General features: G+C 70.2%; 22 protein-coding genes and 1 riboswitch. Of the genes, 16 read left to right on the top strand and 6 right to left on the bottom strand.

The window, feature by feature from the left end; translation table 11 throughout:
* Positions 1–200: 200 nt before the first annotated feature.
* Positions 201–878: an AAA family ATPase gene (locus ASC60_RS05720; protein ID WP_055547467.1), complete on the bottom strand. Its 678-nt coding sequence runs from the start codon at positions 876–878 to the stop codon at positions 201–203.
* 162 nt (positions 879–1,040) lie between these two features.
* A riboswitch (glycine riboswitch) is annotated at positions 1,041–1,152 on the top strand.
* Between the two features lie 193 nt (positions 1,153–1,345).
* Between ASC60_RS05720 and gcvT the strand changes: the two genes are divergently transcribed.
* The 5 genes from gcvT (at position 1,346) to ASC60_RS05745 (ending at position 7,467) form a co-directional block, all read left to right on the top strand.
* Complete coding sequence (gene gcvT, locus ASC60_RS05725) at positions 1,346–2,473, top strand: glycine cleavage system aminomethyltransferase GcvT (protein WP_055547468.1); 1,128 nt, start codon at positions 1,346–1,348, stop codon at positions 2,471–2,473.
* Positions 2,474–2,538: 65 nt separating this feature from the next.
* Complete coding sequence (gene gcvH / locus ASC60_RS05730) at positions 2,539–2,919, top strand: glycine cleavage system protein GcvH (RefSeq protein ID WP_055547469.1); 381 nt, start codon at positions 2,539–2,541, stop codon at positions 2,917–2,919.
* Positions 2,920–2,944: 25 nt separating this feature from the next.
* A complete protein-coding gene (gene glyA, locus ASC60_RS05735; RefSeq protein WP_055547470.1) occupies positions 2,945–4,210 on the top strand; it encodes a serine hydroxymethyltransferase in 1,266 nt (421 codons plus the stop codon).
* Positions 4,211–4,319: 109 nt separating this feature from the next.
* Entirely contained in the window at positions 4,320–5,702 is a 1,383-nt protein-coding gene (locus ASC60_RS05740; RefSeq protein ID WP_055547471.1) for an L-serine ammonia-lyase, read from the top strand.
* 43 nt (positions 5,703–5,745) lie between these two features.
* On the top strand, positions 5,746–7,467 hold the full coding sequence (locus ASC60_RS05745) for a hypothetical protein (RefSeq protein WP_055547472.1): 1,722 nt from the start codon (positions 5,746–5,748) through the stop codon (positions 7,465–7,467).
* Positions 7,468–7,531: 64 nt separating this feature from the next.
* On the opposite strand, the gene ASC60_RS05750 is transcribed toward ASC60_RS05745, so the two are convergent.
* Both ASC60_RS05750 and ASC60_RS05755 read right to left on the bottom strand, forming a co-directional pair.
* The gene (locus tag ASC60_RS05750) at positions 7,532–9,628 is read right to left on the bottom strand and encodes a hypothetical protein (RefSeq protein WP_055547475.1); all 2,097 of its coding nucleotides are present in this window, start codon (positions 9,626–9,628) and stop codon (positions 7,532–7,534) included.
* A gap of 428 nt (positions 9,629–10,056) precedes the next feature.
* A complete protein-coding gene (locus ASC60_RS05755; protein WP_055547477.1) occupies positions 10,057–10,770 on the bottom strand; it encodes a DJ-1/PfpI family protein in 714 nt (237 codons plus the stop codon).
* A gap of 238 nt (positions 10,771–11,008) precedes the next feature.
* On the opposite strand from ASC60_RS05755, the gene ASC60_RS05760 reads away from it, so the two are divergent.
* The 4 genes from ASC60_RS05760 to ASC60_RS38820 all read left to right on the top strand — a co-directional run bounded on the left by ASC60_RS05760 (position 11,009) and on the right by ASC60_RS38820 (position 17,013).
* Complete coding sequence (locus ASC60_RS05760; protein ID WP_055547479.1) at positions 11,009–12,262, top strand: ATP/GTP-binding protein; 1,254 nt, start codon at positions 11,009–11,011, stop codon at positions 12,260–12,262.
* Positions 12,262–13,011: an RloB family protein gene (locus ASC60_RS05765; RefSeq protein ID WP_055547481.1), complete on the top strand. Its 750-nt coding sequence runs from the start codon at positions 12,262–12,264 to the stop codon at positions 13,009–13,011. The genes ASC60_RS05760 and ASC60_RS05765 overlap by 1 nt, the downstream gene beginning before the upstream one ends.
* A gap of 110 nt (positions 13,012–13,121) precedes the next feature.
* On the top strand, positions 13,122–15,836 hold the full coding sequence (locus ASC60_RS05770; RefSeq protein ID WP_055547483.1) for a class I SAM-dependent DNA methyltransferase: 2,715 nt from the start codon (positions 13,122–13,124) through the stop codon (positions 15,834–15,836).
* Positions 15,826–17,013, top strand: coding sequence for a restriction endonuclease subunit S (locus ASC60_RS38820; RefSeq protein WP_079038209.1), 1,188 nt, complete (start codon positions 15,826–15,828; stop codon positions 17,011–17,013). Before ASC60_RS05770 ends, ASC60_RS38820 begins: the two co-directional genes overlap by 11 nt.
* 83 nt (positions 17,014–17,096) lie before the next feature.
* On the opposite strand, the gene ASC60_RS38825 is transcribed toward ASC60_RS38820, so the two are convergent.
* The gene (locus ASC60_RS38825; protein WP_079038210.1) at positions 17,097–17,321 is read right to left on the bottom strand and encodes a DUF397 domain-containing protein; all 225 of its coding nucleotides are present in this window, start codon (positions 17,319–17,321) and stop codon (positions 17,097–17,099) included.
* Positions 17,314–18,141 carry a helix-turn-helix transcriptional regulator gene (locus ASC60_RS05780; RefSeq protein WP_055547487.1) on the bottom strand — a complete coding sequence of 276 codons (828 nt, stop codon included), beginning with the start codon at positions 18,139–18,141 and terminating at the stop codon, positions 17,314–17,316. Before ASC60_RS05780 ends, ASC60_RS38825 begins: the two co-directional genes overlap by 8 nt.
* Before the next feature lie 397 nt (positions 18,142–18,538).
* Here ASC60_RS05780 and ASC60_RS41500 point away from each other — a divergent pair, with 397 nt between their 5' ends.
* From ASC60_RS41500 to ASC60_RS05800, 5 genes are all read left to right on the top strand, one after another.
* On the top strand, positions 18,539–18,730 hold the full coding sequence (locus ASC60_RS41500; protein WP_159043208.1) for a hypothetical protein: 192 nt from the start codon (positions 18,539–18,541) through the stop codon (positions 18,728–18,730).
* Positions 18,727–18,888 carry a hypothetical protein gene (locus ASC60_RS42050; RefSeq protein WP_199830880.1) on the top strand — a complete coding sequence of 54 codons (162 nt, stop codon included), beginning with the start codon at positions 18,727–18,729 and terminating at the stop codon, positions 18,886–18,888. Before ASC60_RS41500 ends, ASC60_RS42050 begins: the two co-directional genes overlap by 4 nt.
* Positions 18,885–19,127: a hypothetical protein gene (locus tag ASC60_RS05790; protein ID WP_055547491.1), complete on the top strand. Its 243-nt coding sequence runs from the start codon at positions 18,885–18,887 to the stop codon at positions 19,125–19,127. Before ASC60_RS42050 ends, ASC60_RS05790 begins: the two co-directional genes overlap by 4 nt.
* Before the next feature lie 182 nt (positions 19,128–19,309).
* Complete coding sequence (locus ASC60_RS05795) at positions 19,310–22,972, top strand: type I restriction endonuclease subunit R (RefSeq protein ID WP_055547493.1); 3,663 nt, start codon at positions 19,310–19,312, stop codon at positions 22,970–22,972.
* Between the two features lie 6 nt (positions 22,973–22,978).
* On the top strand, positions 22,979–23,746 hold the full coding sequence (locus ASC60_RS05800; protein ID WP_055547495.1) for a M48 family metallopeptidase: 768 nt from the start codon (positions 22,979–22,981) through the stop codon (positions 23,744–23,746).
* A 164-nt stretch (positions 23,747–23,910) separates the two neighbouring features.
* Here the strand turns inward: ASC60_RS05800 and ASC60_RS43675 are convergent, their stop codons facing one another.
* Positions 23,911–24,039, bottom strand: a complete 129-nt coding sequence (locus tag ASC60_RS43675) for an LPFR motif small protein (protein ID WP_267892779.1) — start codon at positions 24,037–24,039, stop codon at positions 23,911–23,913.
* Between the two features lie 228 nt (positions 24,040–24,267).
* On the opposite strand from ASC60_RS43675, the gene ASC60_RS05805 reads away from it, so the two are divergent.
* The gene (locus ASC60_RS05805; protein ID WP_055547497.1) at positions 24,268–24,732 is read left to right on the top strand and encodes a Fur family transcriptional regulator; all 465 of its coding nucleotides are present in this window, start codon (positions 24,268–24,270) and stop codon (positions 24,730–24,732) included.
* Positions 24,733–24,785: 53 nt separating this feature from the next.
* On the top strand, positions 24,786–26,309 hold the full coding sequence (locus ASC60_RS05810) for a catalase (protein ID WP_055547499.1): 1,524 nt from the start codon (positions 24,786–24,788) through the stop codon (positions 26,307–26,309).
* The last annotated feature ends 17 nt before the right edge of the window (positions 26,310–26,326 follow it).

The following is a 26,326-nucleotide window of genomic DNA, read 5'->3' on the forward strand; positions in this document are numbered from 1 at the left end:
TCCAACCGCCGTCTCGTCCGACCTGCACGAGCACCCTAACGGCTGCGCGGCGGAAGGCCATGGGCCGCCCGGGCATCTCCACAGCACTTCCTCACGCCGGAAGCACGACCGGAGACGGCCTCACCACGGCCTCCTCACGCTCCGTCACGTCCAGATGGCCGAATTTCGCCCGCCCACCGGTCTGGTGCCCGACTCGTATGTCACTCGAAGGAGATGCCCCGCAGCGTGCTCGCGGTTGCCCGGTCCAGCAGAACGGCCGAAGCGCAGCCCTCGGGCGGCTGCCCGCCCTCCACCCGCGCCACCAGCCGGCGCATCGCCCGCCGGTGCCGTCCGAAGGCGAAGCCGGAGACGCCCCGGCCGCGGGCGGCCTGGCCCTCCAGGGCGACCGCGGGGTCCACATCCAGCAGCACCAGATGCAGCCCGCGGCCGCTGCGCCGGGCATCCCGGGCCAGCCAGCGGCGCACCCAGGGCTGCGAGCCGCAGTCGTGGACGACGACGCTCGCGCCGGAGGCGAGCGCCCGGCGCAGCCCCGCGTAGTGGGCGCAGCGGACCAGCGGCCGGTAGACCGCGTACGGCAGCCAGCGCGGCATGCGTCTCTCCCACGCCTCCCGGGTGTGCTGCGAGTCCACCCGCACCACGGCCACGCCGCCCGGGCCGGCCCCGGGGACCACCCGGTTGATCAGGGTGGACTTGCCGCTGCCGGGCAGCCCCGAGGCGATGATCAGGTCACGCGCCGGGTAGCGCAGCTCCGCCCCCACCCCGCCGCGCAGGTCGTGCACGGCGCGCCGGTCCGGTCTGACCGTGCCTCCCGCGCGCGTCCGCTCCTGCCGCGCGGGCAGGGTTCCTCGGGTGGTCGCGAATGTTCCCTGCCCGTGCACCGTGATCGTCCTCCAAGGTCGGTCAAGCGGTTGCGTACCCCGAGAGTGTCAAGAAAAGGTAATGTCCATCAAGGAGGCCCCGGCGCGACCCCGCTCACAGTGGGGGGTTCCCTTCCGGAGCGGACATGCGATGATGGCCGCGCCAACTGCATACCGGCCGCTCGAATCCGCGCGGGAGAGTCCTTGGGTCACCGGCAGTCCGCCGGTCTTCCCAGGGCGCCGAAGGAGCAAGCCCTCCCATGAATCTCTCAGGCCCCGATACCGCACGGACGAGGCAGATCTGAAAAGCGGGCCACGCATGGTGGCTCCACCCAAGGTGCAAGCCGGCCAGCCCCGCCGCGCGGGATTGGTCACGGCGAACCTCTCAGGTTCCGATGACAGATGGGGAGGACGCTGTGCCGTCCTTGTCGTCCCATCCGCCCCACCCGTCCCGTCATCGCCGTGATCATGCCCTTGGGAGCCGCACCATGACCGACGCCCCGCCCACGCCCCGCCGCACCGCGCTGGACGCGGTCCACCGCGGCCTCGGCGCCACCATGACCGACTTCGCGGGCTGGGACATGCCGCTGCGGTACGGCAGCGAGCGCGACGAGCACACCGCGGTGCGCACCCGCGCGGGGCTCTTCGACCTCTCCCACATGGGTGAGATCGCTCTCACCGGGCCGCAGGCCGCGGACGCCCTCGACTACGCCCTGGTCGGCCATCTCTCGGCGCTCGCCGTGGGCCGCGCCCGCTACACCATGATCTGCGACAGTGAGGGCGGCATCCTCGACGACCTGATCGTCTACCGGCTCGCCGAGCAGGAGTTCCTGGTCGTGGCGAACGCCTCGAACGCCCAGGTGGTGCTGGACGCGCTGACCGAGCGCGCCACCGGTTTCGACGCCGCCGTACGGGACGACCGCGACGCGTACGCGCTGATCGCCGTCCAGGGGCCGCGGTCCCCCGGGATCCTCAAGGGGCTGACCGACGCCGACCTGGACGGGCTGAAGTACTACGCGGGGCTGCCGGGGACCGTCGCGGGCGTGTCCGCCCTGATCGCCCGCACCGGCTACACCGGCGAGGACGGCTTCGAGCTGTTCGTCGCGCCGGGTGACGCCGAGCGGGTCTGGCAGGCGCTGACCGAGGCGGGCGCCCCGGTGGGCCTGGTGCCGTGCGGGCTGTCCTGCCGGGACACGCTGCGTCTTGAGGCGGGGATGCCGCTGTACGGGCATGAGCTGAGCACCGACACGACCCCGTTCGACGCGGGGCTCGGCCGGGTGGTGAAGTTCGGCAAGCCCGGTGACTTCGTCGGCCGCGGGGCGCTGGAGGCCGCGGCGCGCGAGGCCGAGGCCCGGCCGCCGCGCACGCTGACCGGGCTGGTCGCCGAGGGCCGCCGGGTGCCGCGCGCCGGGTACGCCGTGGTGGGCCCCGACGGCTCGGAGATCGGCCGGGTCACCTCGGGCGCCCCGTCCCCGACGCTGGGGAAGCCGATCGCCATGGCGTACGTGGACGCGGAGCACGCCACGCCCGGCAGCCCGGGGGTGTCGGTGGACATCCGCGGTACCGGGGAGCCGTACGAGGTGGTCGCGCTCCCCTTCTACCGCCGCGAGCGCTGAAGCCCCCGTCTCACCACTGAAGACCCGTTTCCCAAGCACTCCCCCCTATCCAGGAGAATCGGACCATGAGCAACCCCCAGCAGCTGCGCTACAGCAAGGAGCACGAGTGGCTGTCGGCCGCCGACCAGGACGGCGTGTCGACGATCGGCATCACCGAATACGCGGCCAACGCGCTCGGCGATGTCGTGTACGTCCAGCTCCCGGATGTCGGCTCCACCGTCGCCGCCGGTGAAACCTGCGGCGAGCTGGAGTCCACGAAGTCGGTCAGCGACCTGTACGCGCCGGTCTCCGGTGAGGTCACCGACATCAACGAGGACGTGGTGAACGACCCGGCGCTGGTGAATTCCGCCCCCTTCGAGGGCGGCTGGCTGTTCAAGGTGAAGGTGACGGACGAGCCGGGCGACCTGCTCTCCGCCGAGGAATACGCCGCCTTCTCCGACAACTGACCCTCCTACTTCGATCGGGACCCTGATGTCGCTTCTCAACAGCTCCCTGCACGAGCTCGACCCTGACGTCGCCGCTGCTGTCGACGCCGAACTCCACCGCCAGCAGTCCACCCTCGAAATGATCGCGTCGGAGAACTTCGCCCCGGCCGCGGTCATGGAGGCCCAGGGCTCGGTCCTGACCAACAAGTACGCCGAGGGCTACCCCGGCCGCCGCTACTACGGCGGCTGTGAGCACGTCGACGTGGTCGAGCAGATCGCCATCGACCGGGTCAAGGAGCTGTTCGGCGCCGAGGCGGCCAACGTCCAGCCGCACTCCGGCGCCCAGGCGAACGCCGCCGCGATGTTCGCCCTGCTCCAGCCCGGCGACACCATCCTGGGTCTGAACCTGGCCCACGGCGGCCACCTCACCCACGGCATGAAGATCAACTTCTCCGGCAAGCTGTACAACGTGGTGCCCTACCACGTGGACGCCGAGACCGGTCTGGTCGACATGGACGAGGTCGAGCGCCTGGCCAAGGAGCACCGCCCCAAGCTGGTCATCGCGGGCTGGTCGGCGTACCCGCGCCAGCTGGACTTCGCCGCGTTCCGCCGGATCGCGGACGAGGTCGGCGCGTACCTGATGGTCGACATGGCCCACTTCGCGGGCCTGGTGGCGGCCGGGCTCCACCCCTCGCCCGTCCCGCACGCCCACGTCGTCACCACCACCACCCACAAGACCCTCGGCGGTCCGCGCGGTGGCGTGATCCTCTCCACCGCCGACCTGGCCAAGAAGATCAACTCGGCGGTCTTCCCCGGTCAGCAGGGCGGCCCGCTGGAGCACGTCATCGCGGCCAAGGCGGTGTCCTTCAAGGTCGCGGCCGGCTCCGCCTTCAAGGAGCGCCAGGAGCGCACGGTCGAGGGCGCCAAGATCCTCGCCGAGCGGCTGACGCAGGCGGACGTGACCGAGGCCGGCGTCTCCGTCCTCTCCGGCGGCACCGACGTCCACCTCGTCCTGGTCGACCTGCGCAACTCCGAGCTGGACGGCAAGCAGGCCGAGGACCGCCTCCACGAGGTCGGCATCACGGTCAACCGCAACGCCATCCCGAACGACCCGCGGCCGCCCATGGTCACCTCGGGTCTGCGGATCGGCACCCCGGCGCTGGCCACCCGCGGCTTCACCGCCGAGGACTTCCGCGAGGTCGCGGACATCATCGCCGAGGCGCTCAAGCCCGCCTACGACGCCGACGCGCTGAAGGCGCGGGTCACCGCCCTCGCCGACAAGCACCCGCTGTACCCGCACCTGTCGAAGTAACCCCGGTCCCGGCCCCCCGGGATCAGGACCGGCGGGGGGCGCGCCCACCCGGCGCGCCCCCCACACCGCACCACCCGCACGCACCCCCGTGCAGACGAAGGAGTCCCCGGTGGCCATCTCCGTATTCGATCTCTTCTCGATCGGCATCGGCCCGTCCAGCTCGCACACCGTCGGCCCGATGCGGGCGGCCCGGATGTTCGTCCGCCGGCTGAAGAACGAAGGGCTGCTGGCCCCCACCGCCTCGGTGCGGGCGGAGTTGTTCGGCTCGCTCGGCGCCACCGGCCACGGCCACGGCACCCCCAAGGCCGTGCTGCTCGGCCTGGAGGGCCACTCCCCGCGCGATGTCGACGTCGAGGCAGCCGACGGCGAGGTGGAGCGCATCCGCACCACCAAGCGGCTGCGGCTGCTCGCCGCCGAGACCGACGGCGGCCACGAGATCGACTTCGACGATTCCGACCAGCTGATACTGCACCGCCGCAGGTCCCTGCCGTACCACGCCAACGGCATGACCCTCTTCGCGTACGACGAGACCGGCCATCCGCTGCTGGAGAAGACCTACTACTCGGTCGGCGGCGGCTTCGTCGTGGACGAGGACGCGGTCGGCGAGGACCGCATCAAGCTCGACGACACCGTCCTGAAGCATCCCTTCCGCACCGGCGACGAACTTCTGCGGATCTCCCGCGAGACCGGCCTGTCCATCTCCGCGCTGATGCTGGAGAACGAGAAGGCCTGGCGCACGGAGGAGGAGATCCGCGCGGGCCTGCTGGAGATCTGGCACGTCATGGAGGACTGCGTCTCCCGCGGCCTCACCCAGGAGGGCATCCTGCCCGGCGGCCTCAAGGTCCGCCGCCGCGCCGCCAACGCCGCCCGCGCGCTGCGCTCCGAAGGCGACGCGCCCGCCCGCGCGATGGAGTGGGTGACGCTGTACGCGATGGCGGTCAACGAGGAGAACGCGGCCGGCGGCCGCGTCGTCACCGCCCCCACCAACGGCGCCGCCGGGATCATCCCGGCCGTGCTGCACTACTACACCCGCTTCGTGCCGGGCGCCGACGAGGAGGGCGTCATCCGCTTCCTCCTCGCCGCGGGCGCCATCGGCATGCTCTTCAAGGAGAACGCCTCCATCTCCGGCGCCGAGGTCGGCTGCCAGGGCGAGGTCGGCTCCGCCTGTTCCATGGCCGCCGGCGGCCTCGCCGAGGTGCTGGGCGGCAGCCCCGAACAGGTCGAGAACGCCGCCGAGATCGGCATGGAACACAACCTGGGTCTGACGTGCGATCCCGTAGGCGGTCTGGTCCAGATCCCCTGCATCGAGCGCAACGGCATGGCGGCGGTCAAGGCCGTCACCGCCGCGCGGATGGCGCTGCGCGGCGACGGCCGCCACCATGTCTCCCTCGACAAGGTCATCAAGACGATGAAGGACACCGGCGCCGACATGAAGGTCAAGTACAAGGAGACGGCGCGGGGCGGACTGGCGGTCAACGTCATCGAGTGCTGACAGTGCCGGCCGTGCCGGCAGTGCCGACGAAGAGGGGGACCCGGTGACGTCGGCCGATCCGCCCGCGCTGCGGGTACCGGTCGGGGAAGACGCGGACCGCTGGGCCAGCCGTGCCACGAGCCGGCGCGTCCTCCTCGTGGTGCACAACGTCACCGCCGCCGGACGCCTGCTGGACGTCCTGCCGCTCTTCCACGACGACTTCCGGGTGCAGCTCCTGGTCACCTCGACGGGGTCGTCCGCGTTCCAGGGCGGGATACGCGAGCTGTTCGCCGATCTGGAACTGCCGGTGCTCCCGTGGGAACAGGCGCTGGCGACACCGGTGGACCTGGCGATCTCGGCGAGCTTCGGGGGTCAACTGCACGGCTTGCGGGGTAAGTTGACCGTTTTGTCCCACGGGGTGGGATACACTAAGAGGCTGGCGAACCAAACCAAACCAAACCAAACCGGACAGGGCGGGGCGGGGGCGGACGGGGAGCCGACCTTCGGCCTGTCGCCGGAGTGGCTGCTGGTGGACGGCGAGCCGTTCGTGGACGGGCTCGTCCTGTCCCACCCGGAGCAACTGGAGCGGCTGCGGCGCGCCTGCCCCGCGGCCGAGGCCGCGTCCGTGCTGGCCGGTGACCCCTGCTTCGACCGCATGCTGGCCGCCGAGCCGCACCGGGAGCGGTTCCGGCGCGCGCTGGGGGTGCGCCGGGGTCAGCGCCTCGTCGTGCTGAACTCCACCTGGAACCCGGAGGGCTTCTTCGGCAGCGGCGGCGACCAGGACGTCCTGCCCGGTCTGCTGCCCCGGCTGGCCGCCGAACTGCCCGCCGACGACTACCGGCTGGCGGCCGTGCTGCACCCCAACATCTGGTACGGCCACGGGCCGGGCCAGATCCGCGTCTGGCTGGACCGGGCCCTGCGCGGCGGGCTGACCCTGGTCGACCCCCTGCACGCCTGGCGGCAGGCCCTGCTCGCCGCCGACGCCGTCGTGGGGGACTTCGGGGCGGTCTCGTACTACGCCGCCGCCCTGGGAACTCCCGTACTGCTGGCGGCCGCCGCACGGGACCGGCTCGATCCGCGGGCACCGGTGGCGGCGTTCGTCCGGGACGCGCCACGGCTCGATCCGCACGGCCCGCTGCGGGATCAGGTGGAGCGGCTGCTGGCGCGGCACCGCCCCGCAGCGGGTCCGGCCGAGTTCACCAGCTCGGCCCCGGGCGCGTCGGCGGCGCTGCTGCGGCGGCACTTCTACGCGCTGATGGACCTGCCCGAGCCCGCGGCCCCCGCGCTGCTGGAGGGTTTGCCCCTGCCGCGGTACGACCCACCGCGGCGTACGGCGCCCCTGAACGTCCGTACGCGGGTGAGCGGGGCCGACGTCTGGATCGAGCGCACCACGGGCCACCCGTACGGGGCGGACGGCGAGGCCCACCTCGCCGTCCACGAGGACACCCGCGACCCCGGCGACCTGACACGGGCCGATGTGATCGTGCGCGAGGGCCCGCCGGACGATCCGCGCCTCGGCGGCGCGGAGGGCTGGACGGCGGAGGTGCTGCGCCGGTACCCGGGGTGTGCGCTGGCCGCCTACGTGACCGGGCCGGACCGGTGCGTCGTGCGGGCGCGGGGCCGCGATGGCGTGCTCCGGTTGTCGGCCGTCGCGGACGCGGACGCGGACCCCGCGGCGTACGCGTCGTCGCTGTACGCGTGGCAGGCGGGCGGGGTCTCCGTGCCGACGACGTTGCGGGTGCACGCGGCCAGTGGGGTGCACGTGGTGCGGGTGGTCCGCGGGTGAGGGCAGGGTGGCCCCCGGCCCGCTGCCCCTCCTGTTCCCGCTCCCGCTGAGGGGAAGCCGTTCGCTACGCCTCGCAGCGCGTGCGCAGGCGCGCCAGGTAGCCGAGGTGGGGAGCGGCCTGCTCCGGGGTGAGGAGGCGTTCCGCCTCGGCGATCTTCGTCAGGGCGCCGGCGTCGTCTCCGGCGTCGTGCAGCGTCTCGGCGAGGTCGGTGAGGGTGCGGGCCAGGTTGTACGCCTCGCCCCGCTCCGCGAAGAAGTCCCGCGCGGCCTCCAGCCGGACGCGGGATTCCGCCGGGTTCCCCATGCCGCGCAGGGCGCGCCCCTGGTGGCGCCGGATCAGGGCGAGGGCGCGCGGCAGGTCCCGGGCGCCCTCCCCGCCCGCGCCGATGCGCCCGTAGACGCGTTCCGCCTCGGCGAACCGTTCGTACGCCTCCTCGTACCGCCACTGGTACAGGCACAGCAGGCCCAGCATCTCCACGGACGACGCCTCGCCCCGCGCGTGGCCGGCCGCCCGCTCGGCGGCGACGGCGGCGCGCACCGCGCGTTCGGCCCGCTCCCACTGCCTCAGCTCGCCCAGGCAGTGGCCGAGCTGGAAGTGCAGGGCGCCCGCCAGGCGGGTGCCGGGGTGGTGTTCCTCGGCGCACCGGGCGGCGATGCGGAGGGCGGGCAGCGCCTCGTCCACCTTTCCGGCCTTCAACTGCAGCGGCCACAGCGCGCGGGCCAGGCGCAGCGCGGTGTCGATGTGCTGGTACTCCTCGGCGACGGAGACCGCCTGGACCAGGTTGGCCGCCTCGGCGAGCAGCACGGTCATGCCCTCGCCCTCGTTCCCGTACGGGGTGCCCTGGGCGGGGGCGGGCTCGGTGCGCCAGCTCTGCGGCAGGGCGGCGTGCGCGGCGTGCAGCGCGCGGCCCAGCAGGCCGTCGAGCACCCGGGACACCGCCGCGGAGCACTCCGCGATGCCGTGCTCCGGTCCCGCGGCGTCGGCGAGGTGGCGGCGCACCTCGGGCCGGAGGCGGTAGCGGCCGTCCGCCCCGGGGTCCACCAGCTGGACGTCCGCCGCCTCGGCGAGCATCCGGGCGGCGTCCTCCGGGGCCGTGCCCGCGGCGTCCGCGGCCAGACGGGCGTCGATCGAGGGCCAGCCGCCCAGCGCGGTCAGGCGGCACAGCCGCGCCGCCTCCGGCCGCAGGCGGCGGCAGGCGTCCTGGGCCGCGCCGCGCACCGGATGCCCTCCCGGTGCCGCGAGGGGCGGTTCACCGGCGAGCAGGTGCCTCGCCGCGGCCTTGAGAGCGAAGGCGTTGCCCGCACAGCCGTCCAGCAGCGCGGGCAGGTGCGGCTTGGCCCGCGCGACCGGCTCCGGCCCGGCCACCTTGCGCAGCAGCCGCACCGCGTCCCGGTCCTTCAGCGGGGGTACGGCGATCCGCTCGGCCTCCAGCAGGAACGCCGGGCCGGACGCGACGACCAGCAGGAACACCTCCGGGGTGGCCGGGATGAGGCCGCGTACCTGCGCGGCGGAGGAGGCGTGGTCGATCACCACCAGCGCCCGGCGGCCCGCCGTCAGCCGCCGGTACGCCTCTTCGCGCCCCGCCTCGGTGGGCGGCATGCTGCCGGGCTCGACGCCCATCTGCCGCAGCAGGCACAGCAGGACGGCGGCGGGTTCCAGTCCCATCTCGCCGGGGGTGTCGCGGACATCGACGTAGAACTGCCCGTCGGGGTACCGCGCGATCCGGTCGGCACCCCAGTGCAGCGCCACCGCGCTGGTGCCGATCCCGGACGGCCCGTACAGCAGCGCGACCCGCGGCCGCCCCGCGGCGGCCCGGGTCGCCTCGCGCCGCAGCTGCCGCAGCACACCCTGACGGTCGGTGAAGTCCCGCGTGGCGGGCGGCAGTCCGGGGCCGGGCCGCAGCGCCATCTGGGGCAGACTCCGCAACAGGCCGGCGAACTCATCGGCCCGCCGGGGATCCTCGCTCAGCCGCGGATGCATCTGACGCGCCAGCAGCTCCCAGCCCTCCGGGGTGCTCGGCAGCGGCGTCTCCCGCCCCAGGGTCCGCCGCACCAGCGCGCCCGTCGACACGAGCACCTGCTTGCCGACCTCTCCGGCGGCCCCGTTGCCCACCGCCGCGAGGAACGCGGTGAGCGCACCCACCGTCACGATCTCGAACACACCAGCCCCTCCCCTGGCACCTGGCCGTGGTCCCTGCCGGACTGTATCCCCGAACTGCCCGATCCCCGAAGGCGCATCCCCGGGAGTGCGCACTCCGGGCGGCGCTGTCGGTGGTGGCTGACAGAACGTGTGCACGCACGCGGTCGGCGCCGCAGTGGCGCCGAGCGCGCGGCCGCGTCCGATGAACTGCCGTGTACCGGGCCGCCGTTCGTCCGCCAGCGCACCGACGTGCCGGACCCGTACTCCTGCTCCCCGCCCTGCCCGGCGGAACGTGACTCCCGCGTGACAAGCACGCCACCGACGACGAGTGAGGGAGACCGGTCGGCACCGAAAGACGGGAGGACCCGCAGAGAAGTACGGAGGTGGCGGACGGGCGCACCATGTCGCGCCTCACCCGGGGCCAGCAGGACACGTCGCCCTACGAAGGCTCAGTCTCTACGCCACACCACACCGCGCTGCTCGTACTCCATCACGGTCTCGATCTTCGCGGCGACAGAAGATCCGAATTCCCTGGTGACGATCCACAGGGCCAGGTCCAGACCGCTGGTGACGCCGCCGGCCGTCACGAGGTCCTTGTCGTCGACAACCCGCGCGGACACTACCTCACCGCCCTCCTGCTCCAAGACGTCCCTCGTGAGGTGGTGGGTCGTGCAAGGCCGTCCCTTGACGAGACCCGCTGCCGACAGCGCCAGGACCCCTGTGCACAGACCGGCCAGCACCACGCCCGACTGCTGCGCGCGCCGGAGGTCGCGCAACACCGACGGGCTCTTGCGTAAGGCGTGTATGCCTGGGCCGTCGGGCTTTCCCCAGCCGCCGCCCGGGATGACGAGGACGTCGGCTTCAGTGGGCTCCCACCCCTTGTCCACGACGACCTTCGTGCCGAAGGCACAGGTCACCTCCCCCGGTCCGCCAGGTCGCACCAGGGAGGTCTCCACTGCTCCACCGGCGTGTACGGCATGCCCGAACACGTCACGTGGGCCCATGAAGTCCTGCTCCTCGACACCGTCGTACACGAGGATGTGGACTCGCGTCGGCCGGTGTTTCGCCGAAACGCCGCGCGCCGCGGCCGGAGAGGCCGACGCCCCTACTGCCGTGGCCGCCACTCCGGCGGCCGATGCTTGCAGCAGATACCTTCTCCGCATTGGTTCATCTCCCGGGTCAGCTGGTGATGATCTCTACTCGGCACGGTCTCGACCGTCCCGAGAGGTTGTCGCGCGGAGCCGCGGGAAAGTTCCCCCGGCCCGCACACGGCATCGCGGGCCGTTCCCGCCGCCAGGTGGCGACAAGGTGATCTCTCGGTGGACCAACCCGCGCCGAGTCGCAAGATGATCACTCCGCGCCGCCGCATCACCGTTACGCTGGGTCGATGAGGAGGGTGGCATGCTGCTGAGATTCCGCGTGGCGAACGCGCTGTCCCTGCGCGACGAGCAGGAGCTGTCCTTCGTCGTCCCTCAGGGCGAGGACGCGCCGGCGGCCCGCGCGGTGAAGCTGTCCGACGGCAAGACCGTCGAGGTCTATCCGCTGCTCGGCGTCTTCGGAGCCAACGCCTCCGGTAAATCGAACGTCCTCAAGGCGCTCAAGAAGATGCGTGAGGCGGTCCTCAGGTCCTACAGCTGGACCCCGCACGCGCCGGTCCCCCGCGAGCGCTTCGTCCTCGACCCGGCCATGGCCGACGAGAACACCTTCTACGAGGCGGACTTCGTCCTGGAGGACGGCGTCCGCTGGACCTACGGCTTCGAGCTCGGCGACACCCGCGTCGAAGCGGAGTGGCTGCACGCCTACCCCAAGGGCCGTCGGCAGGAGTGGCTGGACCGTGACGCCTCCCGGGACCGGGAGTTCCACTTCCCCGGGGACCGGATCCAGGACCGCGCGCTCCTCGCCCGCACGACCCGCCCCAACGCACTGCTCCTCTCCCGGGCCGCCGCCGACAACCACCCCCAGCTCAGCCGGATCCACCGCTGGTTCTTCGACAACCTGTGGGACATCGATCCGGAGGTCGAACGGCTCCAACGCGAGGCGTACACAGCGGACCGGCTCCAGGACCCCGAGGCCCGGTCCCGCATCGAGGAGCTGCTGCGCGTCGCCGACCTCGGAATCATGGGCACCCGGATCGAGAAGCGCCCGGGGTCGGATCGCCCGTCGGTCCGCCTGGTGCACACCGACGGCGGCGGTGAGGGAGTGGCCATCGACTGGGACAGCGAGTCGTTCGGCACTCGCTCCTGGTTCGCCCTGCTGGGGCCGCTGCTGCTCGCCCTGGACCAAGGCGCGGTGCTACTGATCGACGAGCTGGATTCCAGTCTGCACCCTCGGTTCGCCGCCGAGGTCGTCCGGCTCTTCCACGATCCCCTGGTCAATCCGCACGGCGCTCAGCTCGTCTTCACCTCGCACGACCCGTCCTTGCTGTCGACCCCGAGCGGCGGCCGGCTGCTGGACCCCGGTCAGGTCTGGCTCACCGAGAAGGACGGCCGGGGCGCGAGCGAGCTGTATCCGCTGACAGCGGCGGACCCGGGCGAGGACGAGGACCTGACCCGTTCCTATCTGGAGGGCGCGTTCGGTGGCATCCCCACTCTCACCGCAGGCCAGATCGGGCGACGACTGCTGATGGCGCGAGCGACGGAGGTGGAGCGGACCTGATGGCTCCGAAGAGGGGGAAGGACTCGGCACAGCGCACCACCCGGCGGTCCGTTCGCCGCCGCATGGTCTATGTCTTCACGGAGGGCACGCTGACCGAGCCCTCGTACATCGACGCGCTGCTCGGTTTCAGGCGGGAGGCACGCGAGAAGAAGGCACTGCCTGCGGGAGAGGTCGAGTCCACGATCGAGATCAAGTGGGACGAGCGCACCCACGGCGGCCAGCGCGGCCCGAGCCGTAGCAGCCACGAACGCAAGCCGCTGGTGATCGTCGAGGCGGCCATCGCGCACAAGAAGAAGGTGACGCGGGAGGCGCGGGGCCTGGAGAAGAAGTACCAGCCCTCGGTGTGGTGCCTCTTCGACCGGGACGACCACAAGGGCGTCCAGCGAGCCGCGAACATGGCCGAACAGGCAGGCGTCAACGTCGCCTACTCCCATCCCTGCTTCGAGCTGTGGCGGCTGCTGCACTACCAGAACTACACGACCGGCTTCGGCGGAGAATGCGGGGCGGCCTCGGGCAAGCTGCGGGGAAACCCTCAATTCGTCAAGACCTACGGGCGGCATCTGACGTCCGTCTCCGAGGACAAGGCGAAGCTGGTGCTTCCCGCCCAGGTGAAGGGCGGATACGAGCGGGCCAAGAAGTTCGCGCAGAAGATGAACGAGGAGCACACCTCGCCCGAGCGCGAGCGATGGGACCCGTACACCGACGTGTGGCGCTTTGTCGAGGACGGCATCGGTCTGACCGACTACTGACCGTCGGCTCTCTTCGTAGGCCGTAGGCTGCTCTCCGGCGTTCCACCGTCCGGCCACGGCCATGCGAGGGTGGTCCGCCGGGCAGTACATCAGCAGAGGGAGTCTCGTACGTGGCAAAGCTCACGCTCGCCCAGTTGGAACGCCACCTGTTCGCGGCGGCGGACATCCTGCGGGGCACGATGGACGCGGCCGAGTACCGCGACTTCATTCTCGTCCTGCTCTTCCTCAAGCGCGTCAACGACGAGTTCGACGCCGCCCGGGAAGCGATCATCGCCGAGGAACTGGCGAGGGGGGAGTCCCGGGATGACGCCGAGGCAGTGGCCGACTCCTCCGAGAGCTACCGACTGCGCAAGGTGCTGTACGTTCCGGAGGCGGCCCGCTGGGAGCGGTTGTCCGGAGCGGTGGACGATGTGGCCGGCCAATACCTCCAGCCCGCTCTGGACGCGCTGGAGAGGAACAACGAAAAGGCCCTGCGAGGCCTTTTCCGCCACATCAACTTCAACCGCATCGGCGGCGGCGCGGGCAGCGTTTCCTCCGCGAGCCTCGCCGACAAGCGGCTCGCCGCGCTGATCGGCCATTTCGGTACCCTGCGCCTGCGCGGCGAGGACTTCGAGTTCCCCGACATGATCGGCGCCGCCTACGAGTACCTGCTCAAGGACTTCGCCGACTCGGCGGGCAGCAAGGGCGGCGAGTTCTACACCCCCCGTGCGGTCGTGCGCATGATGGTGGAACTGGCCCGGCCCACCGGACAGCAGAAGATCTACGACCCGTGCGTCGGCTCCGGCGGCATGCTGATCCACGCCAAGGAGTACGTCGACGAGCACGGCGAGGACTCCCACGGCATGCTCCTGGCCGGGCAGGACGCCAACAGCGGCTCCTGGGTCATGGCCACCATGAACATGCTGTTCCACGGCGCCAATGACTTCAATCTGCGCACCGGCGACACCCTCAGCGATCCGGCGCACCTGGACACCGGGTTCGACCTGGTGCTCAGCAACCCGCCGTTCTCCATGGACTACACGCTGGGCGAGGTCACGCACCGGTCGGCGCGCATGCCGTACGGGGTGACCTCGGAGCGCGGCAAGGCCGACCTGATGTTCCTCCAGCACATGCTGTACCAGGTGCGCGACCAACGCGGCGCGGTCTTCAGCGTCATGCCGCACGGCGTCCTCTTCCGGGGCGGCGCGGAGCGCGCCATCCGTACGGAGCTGTTGAACGCGAACCTGATCGAGGCCGTCATCGGGCTGGCTCCGAACCTGTTCTACGGCACCGGCATCCCGGCCTGCGTCATCGTGCTGCGCGCCCCGGGCGCCAAGCTGCGCCACCAGGGGCGAGATGTGCTCTTCATCAACGCCGACCGCGAGTTCCACGCGGAGCGGGCGCAGAACGTGCTGCTGCCGGAGCATGTCGAGAAAATCGTCTCGACGTACCACCACTTCCGCGACGACGAGAAGTTCGCCGGTGTGGAGGGCTTCGCCCGCCGCGTCAGCCGCGACGAACTCGCCGACAACGACGACAACCTCAACATCCGCCGGTACGTGGACAACACCCCGCCGCCCGAGCCGCAGGACGTGCGGGCGCATTTGCGGGGCGGGGTGCCGCGTACGGAGATCGAGGGCAAGAAGCGGCTGCTGGACGCGTACGGGATCGGCATCACCGATCTCTTCGCGGAGCGCGCCGGCGACCCGGAGTACGTGGACTTCCTCCCGGAGGGGCAGCGCCCGGACACGGCCCGGCTCGCGGAGCTGGCACGGACGCGTGAGGACGTGCTGCGCGGGGAGTTCGAGAAGTGGTGGGAGCGGGAGACCGAGCAGATCGCGGCGCTGGCTCCGGCGGACGGTGACGACCGTACGGAGAGCGAGCGGCGCAGGCAGCTCGCCCGGCTGCGGGCGGACCTGATCGAGTCGTTCCGCAGCACCCTGCTCCAGGTCGGACTGCTGGACGAGTACGCGCTGGCGGGTGCGGTCGCCGGATGGTGGCAGGACGCGCGCAACGAGCTCAAGGCCCTGTCGGTCGGCGGCTTCAAGGGCGTCGTGGACGGCTGGGTCGAAAACGTGGAGACGATGCTCACCCCGGAGCGCGACCCCAAAACGGGCGGAGCGCGCAACCGCTCGGGCGCGGAACGGCGCCAGGCGTACGACCACAAGGTGGTCGCCGCCATCGCCCCCGACTTCCTGCAGCAGTTGGCGGCTGCGGACCGCCACAAGGCCCAGCTGGACGCGAAGCTCAAAACCGCACAGGAGGCGGAGGCGGCCCTCGCGGAGGCGCAGGCGGAGGCCGAGTCGGGCGACGGCGAGCACGCGGGCGATGCTGGGTCCATCGACCCGGCGCTCGTTGAGGCGGTGCTCAGCAAGGCCGAGCTGGCCAAGCTGAAGAAGGACCGCACGGCGGCCGGTAACGAGGTCAAGCGGCTGGAAGACGAGTTCTGGCCGTTGGACTCCGCCAAGCGGGGACGGCCAAAGGCGAAGAAGAAGGCCGTGGCCGCCGCCGAGGACGAGGCCGTTCAGGGCGTGCTGGACGTCGAGGCGGTCGCCCCTGCCGAGGCCGACTCCGCCAAGGCCACGGAGCGCTCTGGCCTCAGGCGCGCCCGCAAGGCGCTGGCGGAGGAAGCGGGCGGCGAGCGCCGCGTGGTACTCGGCATTTTGCGCGACGACCTGGCCAGCAAGCTGGACGGCCATGTGGTGCGCCGCCGCCGTGAGTTGGTGGAGGCGTACCGGGTGTGGGAGGACAAGTACGCGGTGTCGATGCGGGAGATCGAGGCCCGGCGTGAGGAAGCCGCGAAGCGGCTGGACGGGTTCCTGGAGGAGTTGGGTTATGCGGGCTGACGCAGTTGAGGTCCGCCACGTGCCAGTGGGCGAGCTGGGCGAGGTCCGGATGGGTAAGCAACTTTCACCGGCAAGCCGGGCGGCACACGAACAATTCCCTTACCTACGCGTGGCCAATGTATTCGACGGGTACATCGACTACTCGAATATCAAAAGCATGGGCTTCACCCAAGCCGAGAGGGAAATTTACACGCTCCGCTCCGGCGACATCCTCCTAAACGAGGGGCAAAGCCTTGAGCTCGTAGGAAGAAGCGCCCTCTATGACCACAACGACAATAAGCTTTGCTTTCAAAACACCCTAATTCGCTTTCGCGCGGGAGCGGAAGTGATGCCGGAGTACGCACAAGCGGTCTTCAGTCGATGGCTGGAGACCGGCGTATTTTCTGCCATCGCCAAAAAGACAACAAGCATTGCACATCTCGGTGCAGATCGATTCTCTCGACTCCTCTTTCCACTACCACCTCTACAAGAACAGCGCAAGGTCACGCAAGTCATCGAATCCATGACCGCCAGAGAGAAAACGATCAAGGCTTCGATCGCCAAGCTAGGCGCGATTCGCAGCTCACTCCGCGAAGAGCTTAACGAAACGGAACTCGACCACCTGGGCACGATAATCACGTTCGGCCCACAAAACGGGCTATACAAGCCCGAGTCAGCGTACGGAGGCAATGGAACTCCCATCGTACGAATTGATAGCTTCACTGGTGGGCCATCCGACCTGACGCGCGGACTCCTACGCGTAGACGCCACCCCCCGAGAGATCGAGCACTACGGTATCTCAGCCGGAGACATCATCATCAATCGCGTGAACACCCCTGGACTCGTGGGCAAGTCCACCATGGTCTCGAATCTAAGTGAACCAACAATATTCGAATCGAACATGATGCGATGCCGCGTCAACCTGGACAAAGCGCTCCCCGAATTCGTCGAAGCCTGGCTGTCCAGTGCGACGGCAAAAACATACTTCCGCACGCAAGCAAAGAGCGCCATTTCCCAGGCCAGCATCAATCAGCACGACATTCGCGCATGCCCTTTTCCGCGCCTAAACCTCAACGAACAGCGAGCTTTCTTGCGGCGATTGACCACCGTGGGTCAACGAATTGCTTTTGAAGAAGCAGCCTTGCATAAGATGAAAATGATTAAACAGGGAATCGTTGGCAATCTCCTGAACAGTTAACGCCAACCGATCCCGCACCGCGGGGGCCACAAACAGCCCGTGGCTCTCGCGTATACCCGCGAACCACGGGCCATTGTCGAGCCTCAGAAATCCTGAAGCTCTCCGCCATGCACGGCTGCAGTAAACGAACGCCACACTTCTATGGAGAAGAGCAAAATCGAGCCTGCCGGACTCTTACTGTCCCGGACCGGGACGACGCCAACGGCGGCAGCTATGTCAGGGGCGAATTCCACGCACTGACCTTCGTTGCCGCCACTATAGCTCGACTTGACCCAAACAGCATGGGACAGGTCGGGGGTACTACTCATCCGCTAGTTCCTCCATCACCCTACGAATCATGGAAATTGACATCTCTGGGGAAAGCGCGTCTGCTCGCAGCCGATCGTAAGCCACCTCGCTGTCCTCCACGACAGGCGGCGAGTCGATCACGTGTCCCGAGACCGGGTTCTCGACATAGAGAAGACTGGGTTCATCCTGGAACTTCAACAGCGTGAACGGCATATGCCGTGTCGGAGCCCCCGACGAGAACGGGAGCACCTGAATGGTGATGTGCGGAGATTCTGATACCTGAACCAGGTGCGCCAGTTGCGTGCGCATCACGTCTGGCCCGCCCACCATGCGCCTCAGGCACGACTCGTCGAGGATGCACCACAGCAGCGGAGGGGTGTCCCTCTCCATCACCTCACGCCTGCGCAGCCGTCTCTCGACCTTTGCATCGATTTCACTGGCGCTCGCCCGAGGGTGTACAGCCCGGAAGACCTCCCGCGCGTACTCCGGGGTCTGCAACATGCCCATGATGAGCGGCCCCGAGTAGTCCAGGATGCTGACCGCCTGCCGCTCCAACTGCACGTACGGCACGAACCAGTCCGGGTAGCCGTGCTGGCTCGCCCGCTTCCGGAGCCGAGCGAATGTACCCGGCGTACCGAAGACCTCATCGCACGCGTCGGCGAACTCAGGGCTGGCCAGCCGCTCGCCCGCCTCCACTTTGGCCACGTACTGCTGCCCGTAGTTGGCCCTCAAACCCAGCTCCCGCTGACTCAACGCTGCCTGTAACCGCCAGGCCCGTACCTCGGCCCCGAAGAACGCCGCTCCAGTGGACGGTTCCTGTCCTTCCGTCGCCTCACTCATCTGCGGACTCCCCTCACCCCAAGCCTCTTGGTGTGCCAAAAACCCTGTTGCTCGCTGTGCCCCAACGCAACGCTGGGAGTACACAGGGTGATTAAAGCCCGCAAGACGCATCCAGGTCAGGAAAGTCCCCCATGGTGTTGCCCCCCGAACACGCCATCGAATCCACCCGAGCCGCGAAAGCGACAACCACGGCCTCGTACGAACTCCATCGCGTCGCGGACCGGGTAACCCGCGAGATGCGGGAAGTGGCCCGCCGGCGCGGCTGGGTTTCAACGGCTCCCGCCGAGCCGCCGACCAGAGCCGCCCCGCCCGCCCTCTTCTGCGGGGCACGCCCCCAAGACCTCGCGCGGCGGTTCATCACGGGACACAGCGACCTCGACCGCACGACGAGAACCCCATGAGCACTGACACCCCACCGCCCCCGGAACCCCAGCCACCCCCGACCAGCCAACCGCATGCCACCGCCGCCCTGGAAGAGCTGTGGCGGCTCGCCGACCAGCTGAGCGCGGCGGTCCGCGCGCACCTCGACCGGCGCGTAGAACCCAGCCACCAGAACCCCCGGCCCCACCCACCGGAGAGTGACCGTTGAACGACACCTGCCCCCTGTGCCGCCACTACGCGACCCTGCGCGAACAGGCCAAGGAGGACGGGGACTACAGCAAGGCCACCGACTACGAAGTCATCCGCCGCCGCCACCCCGCCCACACCGTCCACATCCCCCGCCAGCCTCGAAAGCGACCCGCATGAACCACCGCCTCCCCCAGAACCACCAGCCCCAACGGCCCGGCCCCGGCCAGGTGGCGTACGACCCGGCCAGCGGCCGGACCGGCGTGGTGCAGGCGGTCCATCCCGCCGCCGAGTTGATCTTCGATCACCAGGTGACCGGCCACCGCGTCGCCTTCCTCCGCCCGGAGCGCGGCGGCGTCGAGTGGACCGCCGACGCCGCCACCCTCCTCTTCCCCACCTCCGGACGAGGGAGCGGCTGACGCCACCGCCAACCGGTTGAGGTGGTTCCCGGACACCGACACGCCGACCTCCCCAGTCATCACCGTCCGCGAGTCACCTCACCCCCCTTCCTCTCCCCTCCCCCAAGGCCAACTCCCTTCCCTCACAATGGAGCAGGGAGCACGTGGGCGGAGCGGCCGGACGAGCGAAGGGGCGCGGGCGTATGGCGAGGGCGCGGCAACAGGTGGAACGGGACGAGGTCGAGCGACCGTTCATCAATCAGCTTGTCTCCATGGGGTGGACCCACGTCCGCGGCCCCGATCTCGCCGCCGAGCGCGGTTTCGACGACGTGTTCCTGACCCGGCGTATGGACGCCGCGCTGCGACGGATCAACCGCCTCGCCGGGTCCGGCGGCCCGTGGGTCGAGGAGGCTCAGGCGACCTCGGCCATCGACGGCCTGCGGCGAGCGGCCAGGAACGTCGCCGGGCGCCCGCTACTCACGGCCAACCGCGAGACCACCGAACTCCTCCTCCATGGCCGCCATGTGAAGGGCGACGAGGTTCACCACCGGGGCACTGACCAGAAGGTGCACTACATCGACTGGGACGTCGAGAGCCCGGACCTCCTCCAGCGCAACGACTTCCTCGTCGTCGACCAGCTCCAGGTCAACACGGCGGAGGGAAAGCCCGCATTCCTCGACCTGGTGCTGTTCGTCAACGGCATCCCCCTCGCCGTCGTCGAGTGCAAGAGCCCCGACATCAAAGATCCCCTCGTCGAGGCGATTCGCGATCTGCGGGCGTATTCCGGCAATCCGCTGACACACGACGGCCGGAAGGACAAGGACGCACAGCGCGCCGTCCCCGAGCTGTTCGCCCCCGCGCAACTGCTCATCGCCGCGTGCGGCGAGACGGCCGCGCTCGGCACGATCTGCGCCGACGAGCGGCACTACGCGCCGTGGCGCAGCGTCACCCCGGACTACCGGGACGACAGGGCGCTGCGCCGCGAGCTGGAGGAGGCCCGGACGGCGGACGGGCGGCGGGTTCTGGAGCCGGGGGCGGAGCTGACCGAGCAGCACAAGCTGATCGCGGTCGTGCTCAAGCCGGAGAATCTGCTCAACATCGTCCGGCACTACGTCTTCGAGCTCCCGGTCAAGGTCAAGGACGGCGAGCCCGCGAAGACGGTCAAGACGGTCTGCCGCCACCAGCAGTACCGGGCCGTGGAGAAGATCGTCCGCAAGCTGCGGACCGGGCGCACCCCGCTCGATCCGGGCGCGGAGGACGACGAGCGCGGGGGCGTCATCTGGCACACCCAGGGCTCCGGCAAGAGTCTGACCATGGCGTTCCTGGCGCGCCGGTTGCATATGAACCCCGATCCGGAGCTGAACGGGTTCACCCTGCTCGTCATCACCGACCGCACCCAGCTCCAGGACCAGCTCTCGGCGGCCGTCCGGGTCAGCGGCAGCGCTGTCGGGGTGGCGACCTCGCAGGCCGATCTGGAGGGCCGGCTGGAGCGGGCGGGGCGGGACGGCGGCCGTTCCGTGATCTTCGCGATGATCCAGAAGTACCTCGGGAGCATCCCGGGGCTCGGGGACACCCGGGGCGACGACCGGGCGCTCGCGGAGGACTTCGAGCGGGCCCGGAAACGTATCGCCGACGGCGCGGATCCGGAGGAGGTGGCGGACCCGAAGCCCGACGAGGCGACGAAGAAGGCCGCGCGCCGCACGTTCCGCGAGTGCAGCGACTCGACGCGGGTGCTGGTGCTCGTGGACGAGGCGCACCGGTCGCACACCTCGGTGCTGCACGCGTGTCTGCGGGACGCGCTGCCCAACGCGGCCCGGATCGGTTTCACCGGCACGCCGATCATGAGGGGCACGCGGAAGACCACCGGGGAGATCTTCGGCTTGGAGCCGGGTGGTGGGTTCCTCGACGAGTACCGGATGCGCGAGGCCGAGCGGGACAAGGTGGTCGTCCCCATCCACTACGAGGGCCGTACCGGGCCCGCGTACGTGCGGGAAAAGGGTGAGCTGGACGAGAGGTTCGAGGATCTGGTCGCCCCTCTCGACGACGAGGCCCAGCAGCGGGTACGCGCCCGGTGGGCACCGCCCACCGGGCGGGATGTCGCGGAGTCGACGCCCATGATCCGGGCCAAGGCCCGGGACATGCTCCACCACTACGTGCTGGGGGCGATGCAGTTCGGGTACAAGGCCCAGGTGGCCGCCGTCAGCCGCCGGGCGGCGGTGATCTACCGGAACGCGCTGCGCGACGTCCGTGCGGAGCTGCTGGCCCGGGTGCGCGACGAGTTCGGTCCCGAGGCGCAGGAGGCGCTGCGGCGGAAGAAGACCGAGGAGTACACGCGGGACGAACTGCTGCTGCTGCGTGCCTGGCACTACCAGGACCTGCTGCGGCGTATCGACTTCGTGCCGGTGATCTCGGCGGGCGACGAACAGAAGTCCGGTGTGTGGCAGGAGTGGACGGACAAGAAGAAGCAGGAGGAGCACGTGGAACGGTTCCTGGAGCCGTTCCCCGGCCTGCCGCCCGACAACCCGTGGGAGGCCGTCCACGGCCCGGAGGCGTACCCCGTGCCGGAGGAGGCCCCCGTGCCGGCGGGCGGGCTCAATCCGTGGAGCGCGCCAGGGCCGTCCGTCACAGCCCCCGCCGAGAAGCCGCCGATCGCGTTCCTGATCGTGAAGTCGATGCTGCTCACCGGATTCGACGCGCCGATCGAGCAGGTGCTCTACCTGGACCGCCCCATCCAGGACGCGGAGCTGCTGCAAGCGGTGGCTCGCGTCAACCGCCCGTTCCCGGGAAAGGAGGAAGGGCACGTCGTGGACTACTACGGCGTGCTGAACAATCTCGCCGTCACCCTCGCCGCCTACCAAGGGGCACCGCCCACGCTCGGCGCGTCGCGCCTGTCCGACGGGCTGCCCGCGCTGGAGGAGACGGCTGATCTGGTCGGGCTGTTCCTGGAGGGGCTGGGCATCGAGGACCTGTCCAGCCGGGCCAAGGTGGCCGAGGCCATGCTGACGCTCCACGACAAGGAACAGCGGGCGGCCTTCGACCGCCTGCTGCGGAAGTTCATGGGCGCGCTGGACGGTGCCCTGCCGCACGAGGGCGCGCTGCGGCAGGTGCCGAACGCCCAGGCGTGGACGCTGCTGCAGAAGCGCGTACGGCGGCACTACCGCGACGCTCCCGGCGGCGACTTCTCCGTACGCGGCTACGGACGCAAGGTGCGGGCCCTGATCGCCGACCATCTGGAGCTGCCCGAGATCAACGAAACCATCGCGCCGGTGTCCATTCTCGCGGCTGACTTCGACGAGATCGTGGACGGTATCCCGGACGTCCGCGAGTCCGCCGCCGAACAGGTGCAGGCGCTGCGCTATCACCTGGAGGAGCGCGCGCAGCGGGACGACCGGCCGGTGTATCGGAAGCTGTCGGAGGAGCTGGAGGAGGTGCTGCGCGAGTTCGACGGCCGCTGGGACAAGATCCGGGAACGGGTCGGCCCGCTGATTGTCCGGGCGCGTGAGGCGGAGCAGCCGGATTCGGACGTGGCCGACCTGTCGCCGATGGAGCAGAAGCTCTACGCCCGGCTCGGCGACCGGCTCGACGATCACCCCTCCTTCGACGTACCGGACGCCGATTTCCTGCGCACGCTGACGCAGGAGGTGTACGCGGAGATCGTCGGCCTGGCGCGGCTCCCCCGGTACTCGGGCGGTGCCAGCGACGGCGACGTCTCGGAAATGCAGGCCCACATCTGGGGTCGGCTGCGCCGTGCCGGTCTCAAGCCCCGGCAAGGAGGGCTGGGGGCGCTGCGCGAGCTGTCGAACTCACTCGCGGGTTTCGCACAGGACCACCTGGCGGGCTTCCGGGCGGAGGGTCGGGCAGAATAGGCGGCCGTGTCCGACGCGAGCCCCTCCTCCCCCGCCGACAGCCCCTGCCTCATCGACCGGCAGACGCTGTCGGTGGACGGTCGGGCGCTGGAAGTGCGCGTCAACGCGCGCCGTACCCGCCTGGGGTTGACCGTCGAGCGGGACGGGTCGCTGATCGTGCGGGTCCCTCCGGTCTGCCCGCCCGAGCGGGCGGAGACGTTCGTCCGCGCCAACGGCCGCTGGATCGACGACAAGCTGCGCCTGCGTGAGGAGCGGCGGCCCCTGCACCCCACCCGGAAGCTGTCCGACGGGGAGATACACCGCTACCTCGGCCGGGACTACCGGCTGCTGTACGTGGACGAGCCGGGCGCGCCCGTACGGCTCGTCGCGGGCCGGCTGCGGATGGACCAGGCCACCGCGGCCGACCCGGCGCGGGCTCGGCGGGCGCTGGCCGACTGGTACACCCGCAATGGGCTGCGCTGGGCACGGGGGCGGCTCCAGCCGTGGGCGGCGCGCATGGACGTGGACGAGCCGCGGATCGAGGTACGGGACGTGGGGCGCCGCTGGGGCACCCACCGGCCCGGGCGGATCGCGCTCCACTGGGCCACCTTCCAGCTTCCGTTCCACCTGGTCGACTACGTGATCGCGCACGAGCTGGCGCACGTTCGGGTCTCGGGCCACGGCCCGGACTACTGGCGGCTGCTGCGCCGGGCGATGCCGGAGTGTGCCCGGTGGAAGGCGGAGCTGGACCAGATGGGCCGCAGGGTGTGGATGGGCGACGTGGCCGCGGGCTGATCACCGCCCTGCCACGGGCAGGCTGATGTGTCGCGCCCGGGATGTCGGCCCCGTTCGGTGAGCAGTGGCCGGCACCAGGTGGCCGGGGTCTTCCCGGAAGGGGCTCCGCCCTCGCCAGGGGGAGCGCCGGGTGGGGGGAAGGACCGGCGCTCCCCTCCCCGGCATCAGTGGTGTCCGCGTGCGCTGGCGGACGCCCCACCGAACAGGCGTGCGACCGCACGGAAGGGCAGGGTGACGACGGTGGCGATGGCGCCTCCGATGGCGCGCAGTACATCAGCGATGGCCTTGAACACGGTGGGCACCTTTCTCGAAATCCGGGACGGGCCGGATGAGCCGTTCCGTCCTGTCGGAGCACACAGGTGACCCGGTCCCCCCGCGCCGAAACATTCCGCCCCGCCCGGGCCACCCGATCAGGTGCCGGAGCACTCCCGCCGAGACGGCGTCATCGACGCGCGGGGCTGCGACGCGCTCCCCTTCCCGCCATGTTTGACACGGTCCAAGGGGGAAACTCGCGGGACACCATGATCCCAAGCCCGAACGAGGACCGGAAACGGCCGGCGCCCAGTCCGGCGGAGATTCTGCGTGCGGCGGGTCTGCGGGCCACCGGGCCGCGCCGCGCGGTGCTGGCTTGGCTCGGGGACCATCCGCACGCGACGGCGGACGAGGTGCTGCACGGCATCCGCGCCGGCGACGGGAGCGTGTCGCGACAGTCGGTGTACAACGTCCTCGGGTCGTTCGTGACCATGGGGCTGGCGCGGTGCGTCCAGCCCGCCGGACACCCCGCCCGCTTCGAGCGGCGGGCCGGCGACAACCACCACCACTTCGTATGCCGGGATTGTGGCCGTACCGAGGACGTGGAATGCGTCATGGGCGCGGCTCCGTGCCTCACGGCCGGGCAGGACGCACGCTACGTAGTGGACGAGGCGGAGATCACCTTCTGGGGGCGGTGCCCCTCCTGCTCCGAGGATGCCGCTCCCGCCGTCTGACCTGCGGGCGCCACACCCGAAGGCGCCCCCGCGAGACGAAGGAGAACGCAGAAATGGCGAACGCGGACCGCAACCCGACGACGACGGACGCCGGCGTCCCCGTCGAAAGCGACGAACACTCCCTCACCGTCGGGCCCGGTGGTCCGATCCTCCTTCAGGACGCCTATCTGATCGAGCAGATGGCCCAGTTCAACCGGGAACGCATCCCCGAACGGCAGCCCCACGCGAAGGGCAGCGGTGCGTTCGGGCACTTCCAGGTGACCGGCGACGTGAGCGCCTACACCAAGGCCGCGCTGTTCCAGCCCGGCACCAGGACCGAACTGGTGACGCGGTTCTCCACCGTCGCCGGCGAGCGCGGCAGCCCGGACACCTGGCGCGACCCGCGTGGCTTCGCGGTGAAGTTCTACACCAGCGAGGGCAACTACGACATGGTCGGCAACAACACGCCGGTGTTCTTCGTCAAGGACCCGATGAAATTCCAGCACTTCATCCGGTCCCAGAAGCGCCGCGCCGACAACAACCTGCGCGACCACGACATGCAGTGGGACTTCTGGACCCTCTCCCCCGAGTCCGCCCACCAGGTCACCTGGCTGATGGGCGACCGTGGTATCCCGCGCACCTGGCGCCACATGAACGGATACACCTCGCACACCTACATGTGGATCAACGCCGCGGGTGAACGCTTCTGGGTCAAGTACCACTTCAAGACCGACCAGGGCATCGAGTTCTTCACCCAGCACGAGGCGGACCAGATGGCCGCGGCCGACACCGACTACCACACCCGCGACCTGTTCGAGCACATCCGGGACGGGGACTACCCGAGCTGGACCCTGTACGTACAGGTGATGCCGTACGAGGACGCGCCGGGCTACCGGTTCAACCCGTTCGACCTGACCAAGGTCTGGCCGCACGGCGACTACCCGCTGATCGAGGTCGGCAGGATGACCCTGGACCGCAACCCGACCGACAACCACGCCGAGATCGAGCAGGCGGCGTTCCAGCCGAACAACCTGGTGCCGGGAATCGGTCCGAGTCCCGACCGCATGCTGCTGGCCCGGCTCTTCTCGTACGCCGACGCGCATCGTCACCGGATCGGCGGAAACTACCAGCAGCTGCCCGTCAACGCGCCGGTCGCTCCCGTGCACACGTACTCCAAGGACGGGGCGATGGCCTACCGCAAGACCACCGACCCGGTGTACGCGCCCAACTCCAAGGGCGGCCCGGCAGCCGACACCGAGCGCTACGGCACCCCGCCGAGTTGGTACGCGGATGGTGAGATCACCCGTACGGCCTACGTCTCGCACGCGGAGGACGACGACTGGGGCCAGGCGGGGACGCTGGTGCGCGAGGTGATGGACGACGCCGCACGCGACCGGCTGGTGGACAACGTCGTGGGACACCTGCTCAACGGCGTCACCGAGCCGGTGCTGCACCGGGCGTTCGAGTACTGGCACAACATCGACGCCACCATCGGCGCCCGCGTCAAGGAGGGTGTGCGCGCCAAGGAGAACGAGAAGGACCCGAAGGCGGAGCAGCAGGGCAACCCCGCGCGGGAGAGCATGCAGCGCAAGGCCTGACGTCGCCCCCCGGCGCG

The organism is Streptomyces sp. NBRC 110028 (assembly GCF_001417735.1).
Taxonomy (GTDB): domain Bacteria; phylum Actinomycetota; class Actinomycetes; order Streptomycetales; family Streptomycetaceae; genus Streptomyces.

What these genes read in the sequence shown, in the direction of transcription:
- ASC60_RS05780 (WP_055547487.1), bottom strand. Translation starts at nt 18,141, where the DNA reads ATGAGTGAGGCGACGGAAGGACAGGAACCGTCCACTGGAGCGGCGTTC.
- gcvH (WP_055547469.1), top strand. Translation starts at nt 2,539, where the DNA reads ATGAGCAACCCCCAGCAGCTGCGCTACAGCAAGGAGCACGAGTGGCTG.
- ASC60_RS05795 (WP_055547493.1), top strand. Translation starts at nt 19,310, where the DNA reads ATGGCGAGGGCGCGGCAACAGGTGGAACGGGACGAGGTCGAGCGACCG.
- ASC60_RS05805 (WP_055547497.1), top strand. Translation starts at nt 24,268, where the DNA reads ATGATCCCAAGCCCGAACGAGGACCGGAAACGGCCGGCGCCCAGTCCG.
- ASC60_RS05760 (WP_055547479.1), top strand. Translation starts at nt 11,009, where the DNA reads ATGCTGCTGAGATTCCGCGTGGCGAACGCGCTGTCCCTGCGCGACGAG.
- ASC60_RS41500 (WP_159043208.1), top strand. Translation starts at nt 18,539, where the DNA reads ATGAGCACTGACACCCCACCGCCCCCGGAACCCCAGCCACCCCCGACC.
- ASC60_RS38820 (WP_079038209.1), top strand. Translation starts at nt 15,826, where the DNA reads ATGCGGGCTGACGCAGTTGAGGTCCGCCACGTGCCAGTGGGCGAGCTG.
- glyA (WP_055547470.1), top strand. Translation starts at nt 2,945, where the DNA reads ATGTCGCTTCTCAACAGCTCCCTGCACGAGCTCGACCCTGACGTCGCC.
- ASC60_RS05790 (WP_055547491.1), top strand. Translation starts at nt 18,885, where the DNA reads ATGAACCACCGCCTCCCCCAGAACCACCAGCCCCAACGGCCCGGCCCC.
- ASC60_RS05755 (WP_055547477.1), bottom strand. Translation starts at nt 10,770, where the DNA reads ATGCGGAGAAGGTATCTGCTGCAAGCATCGGCCGCCGGAGTGGCGGCC.
- ASC60_RS05810 (WP_055547499.1), top strand. Translation starts at nt 24,786, where the DNA reads ATGGCGAACGCGGACCGCAACCCGACGACGACGGACGCCGGCGTCCCC.
- gcvT (WP_055547468.1), top strand. Translation starts at nt 1,346, where the DNA reads ATGACCGACGCCCCGCCCACGCCCCGCCGCACCGCGCTGGACGCGGTC.
- ASC60_RS05765 (WP_055547481.1), top strand. Translation starts at nt 12,262, where the DNA reads ATGGCTCCGAAGAGGGGGAAGGACTCGGCACAGCGCACCACCCGGCGG.
- ASC60_RS38825 (WP_079038210.1), bottom strand. Translation starts at nt 17,321, where the DNA reads ATGAGTAGTACCCCCGACCTGTCCCATGCTGTTTGGGTCAAGTCGAGC.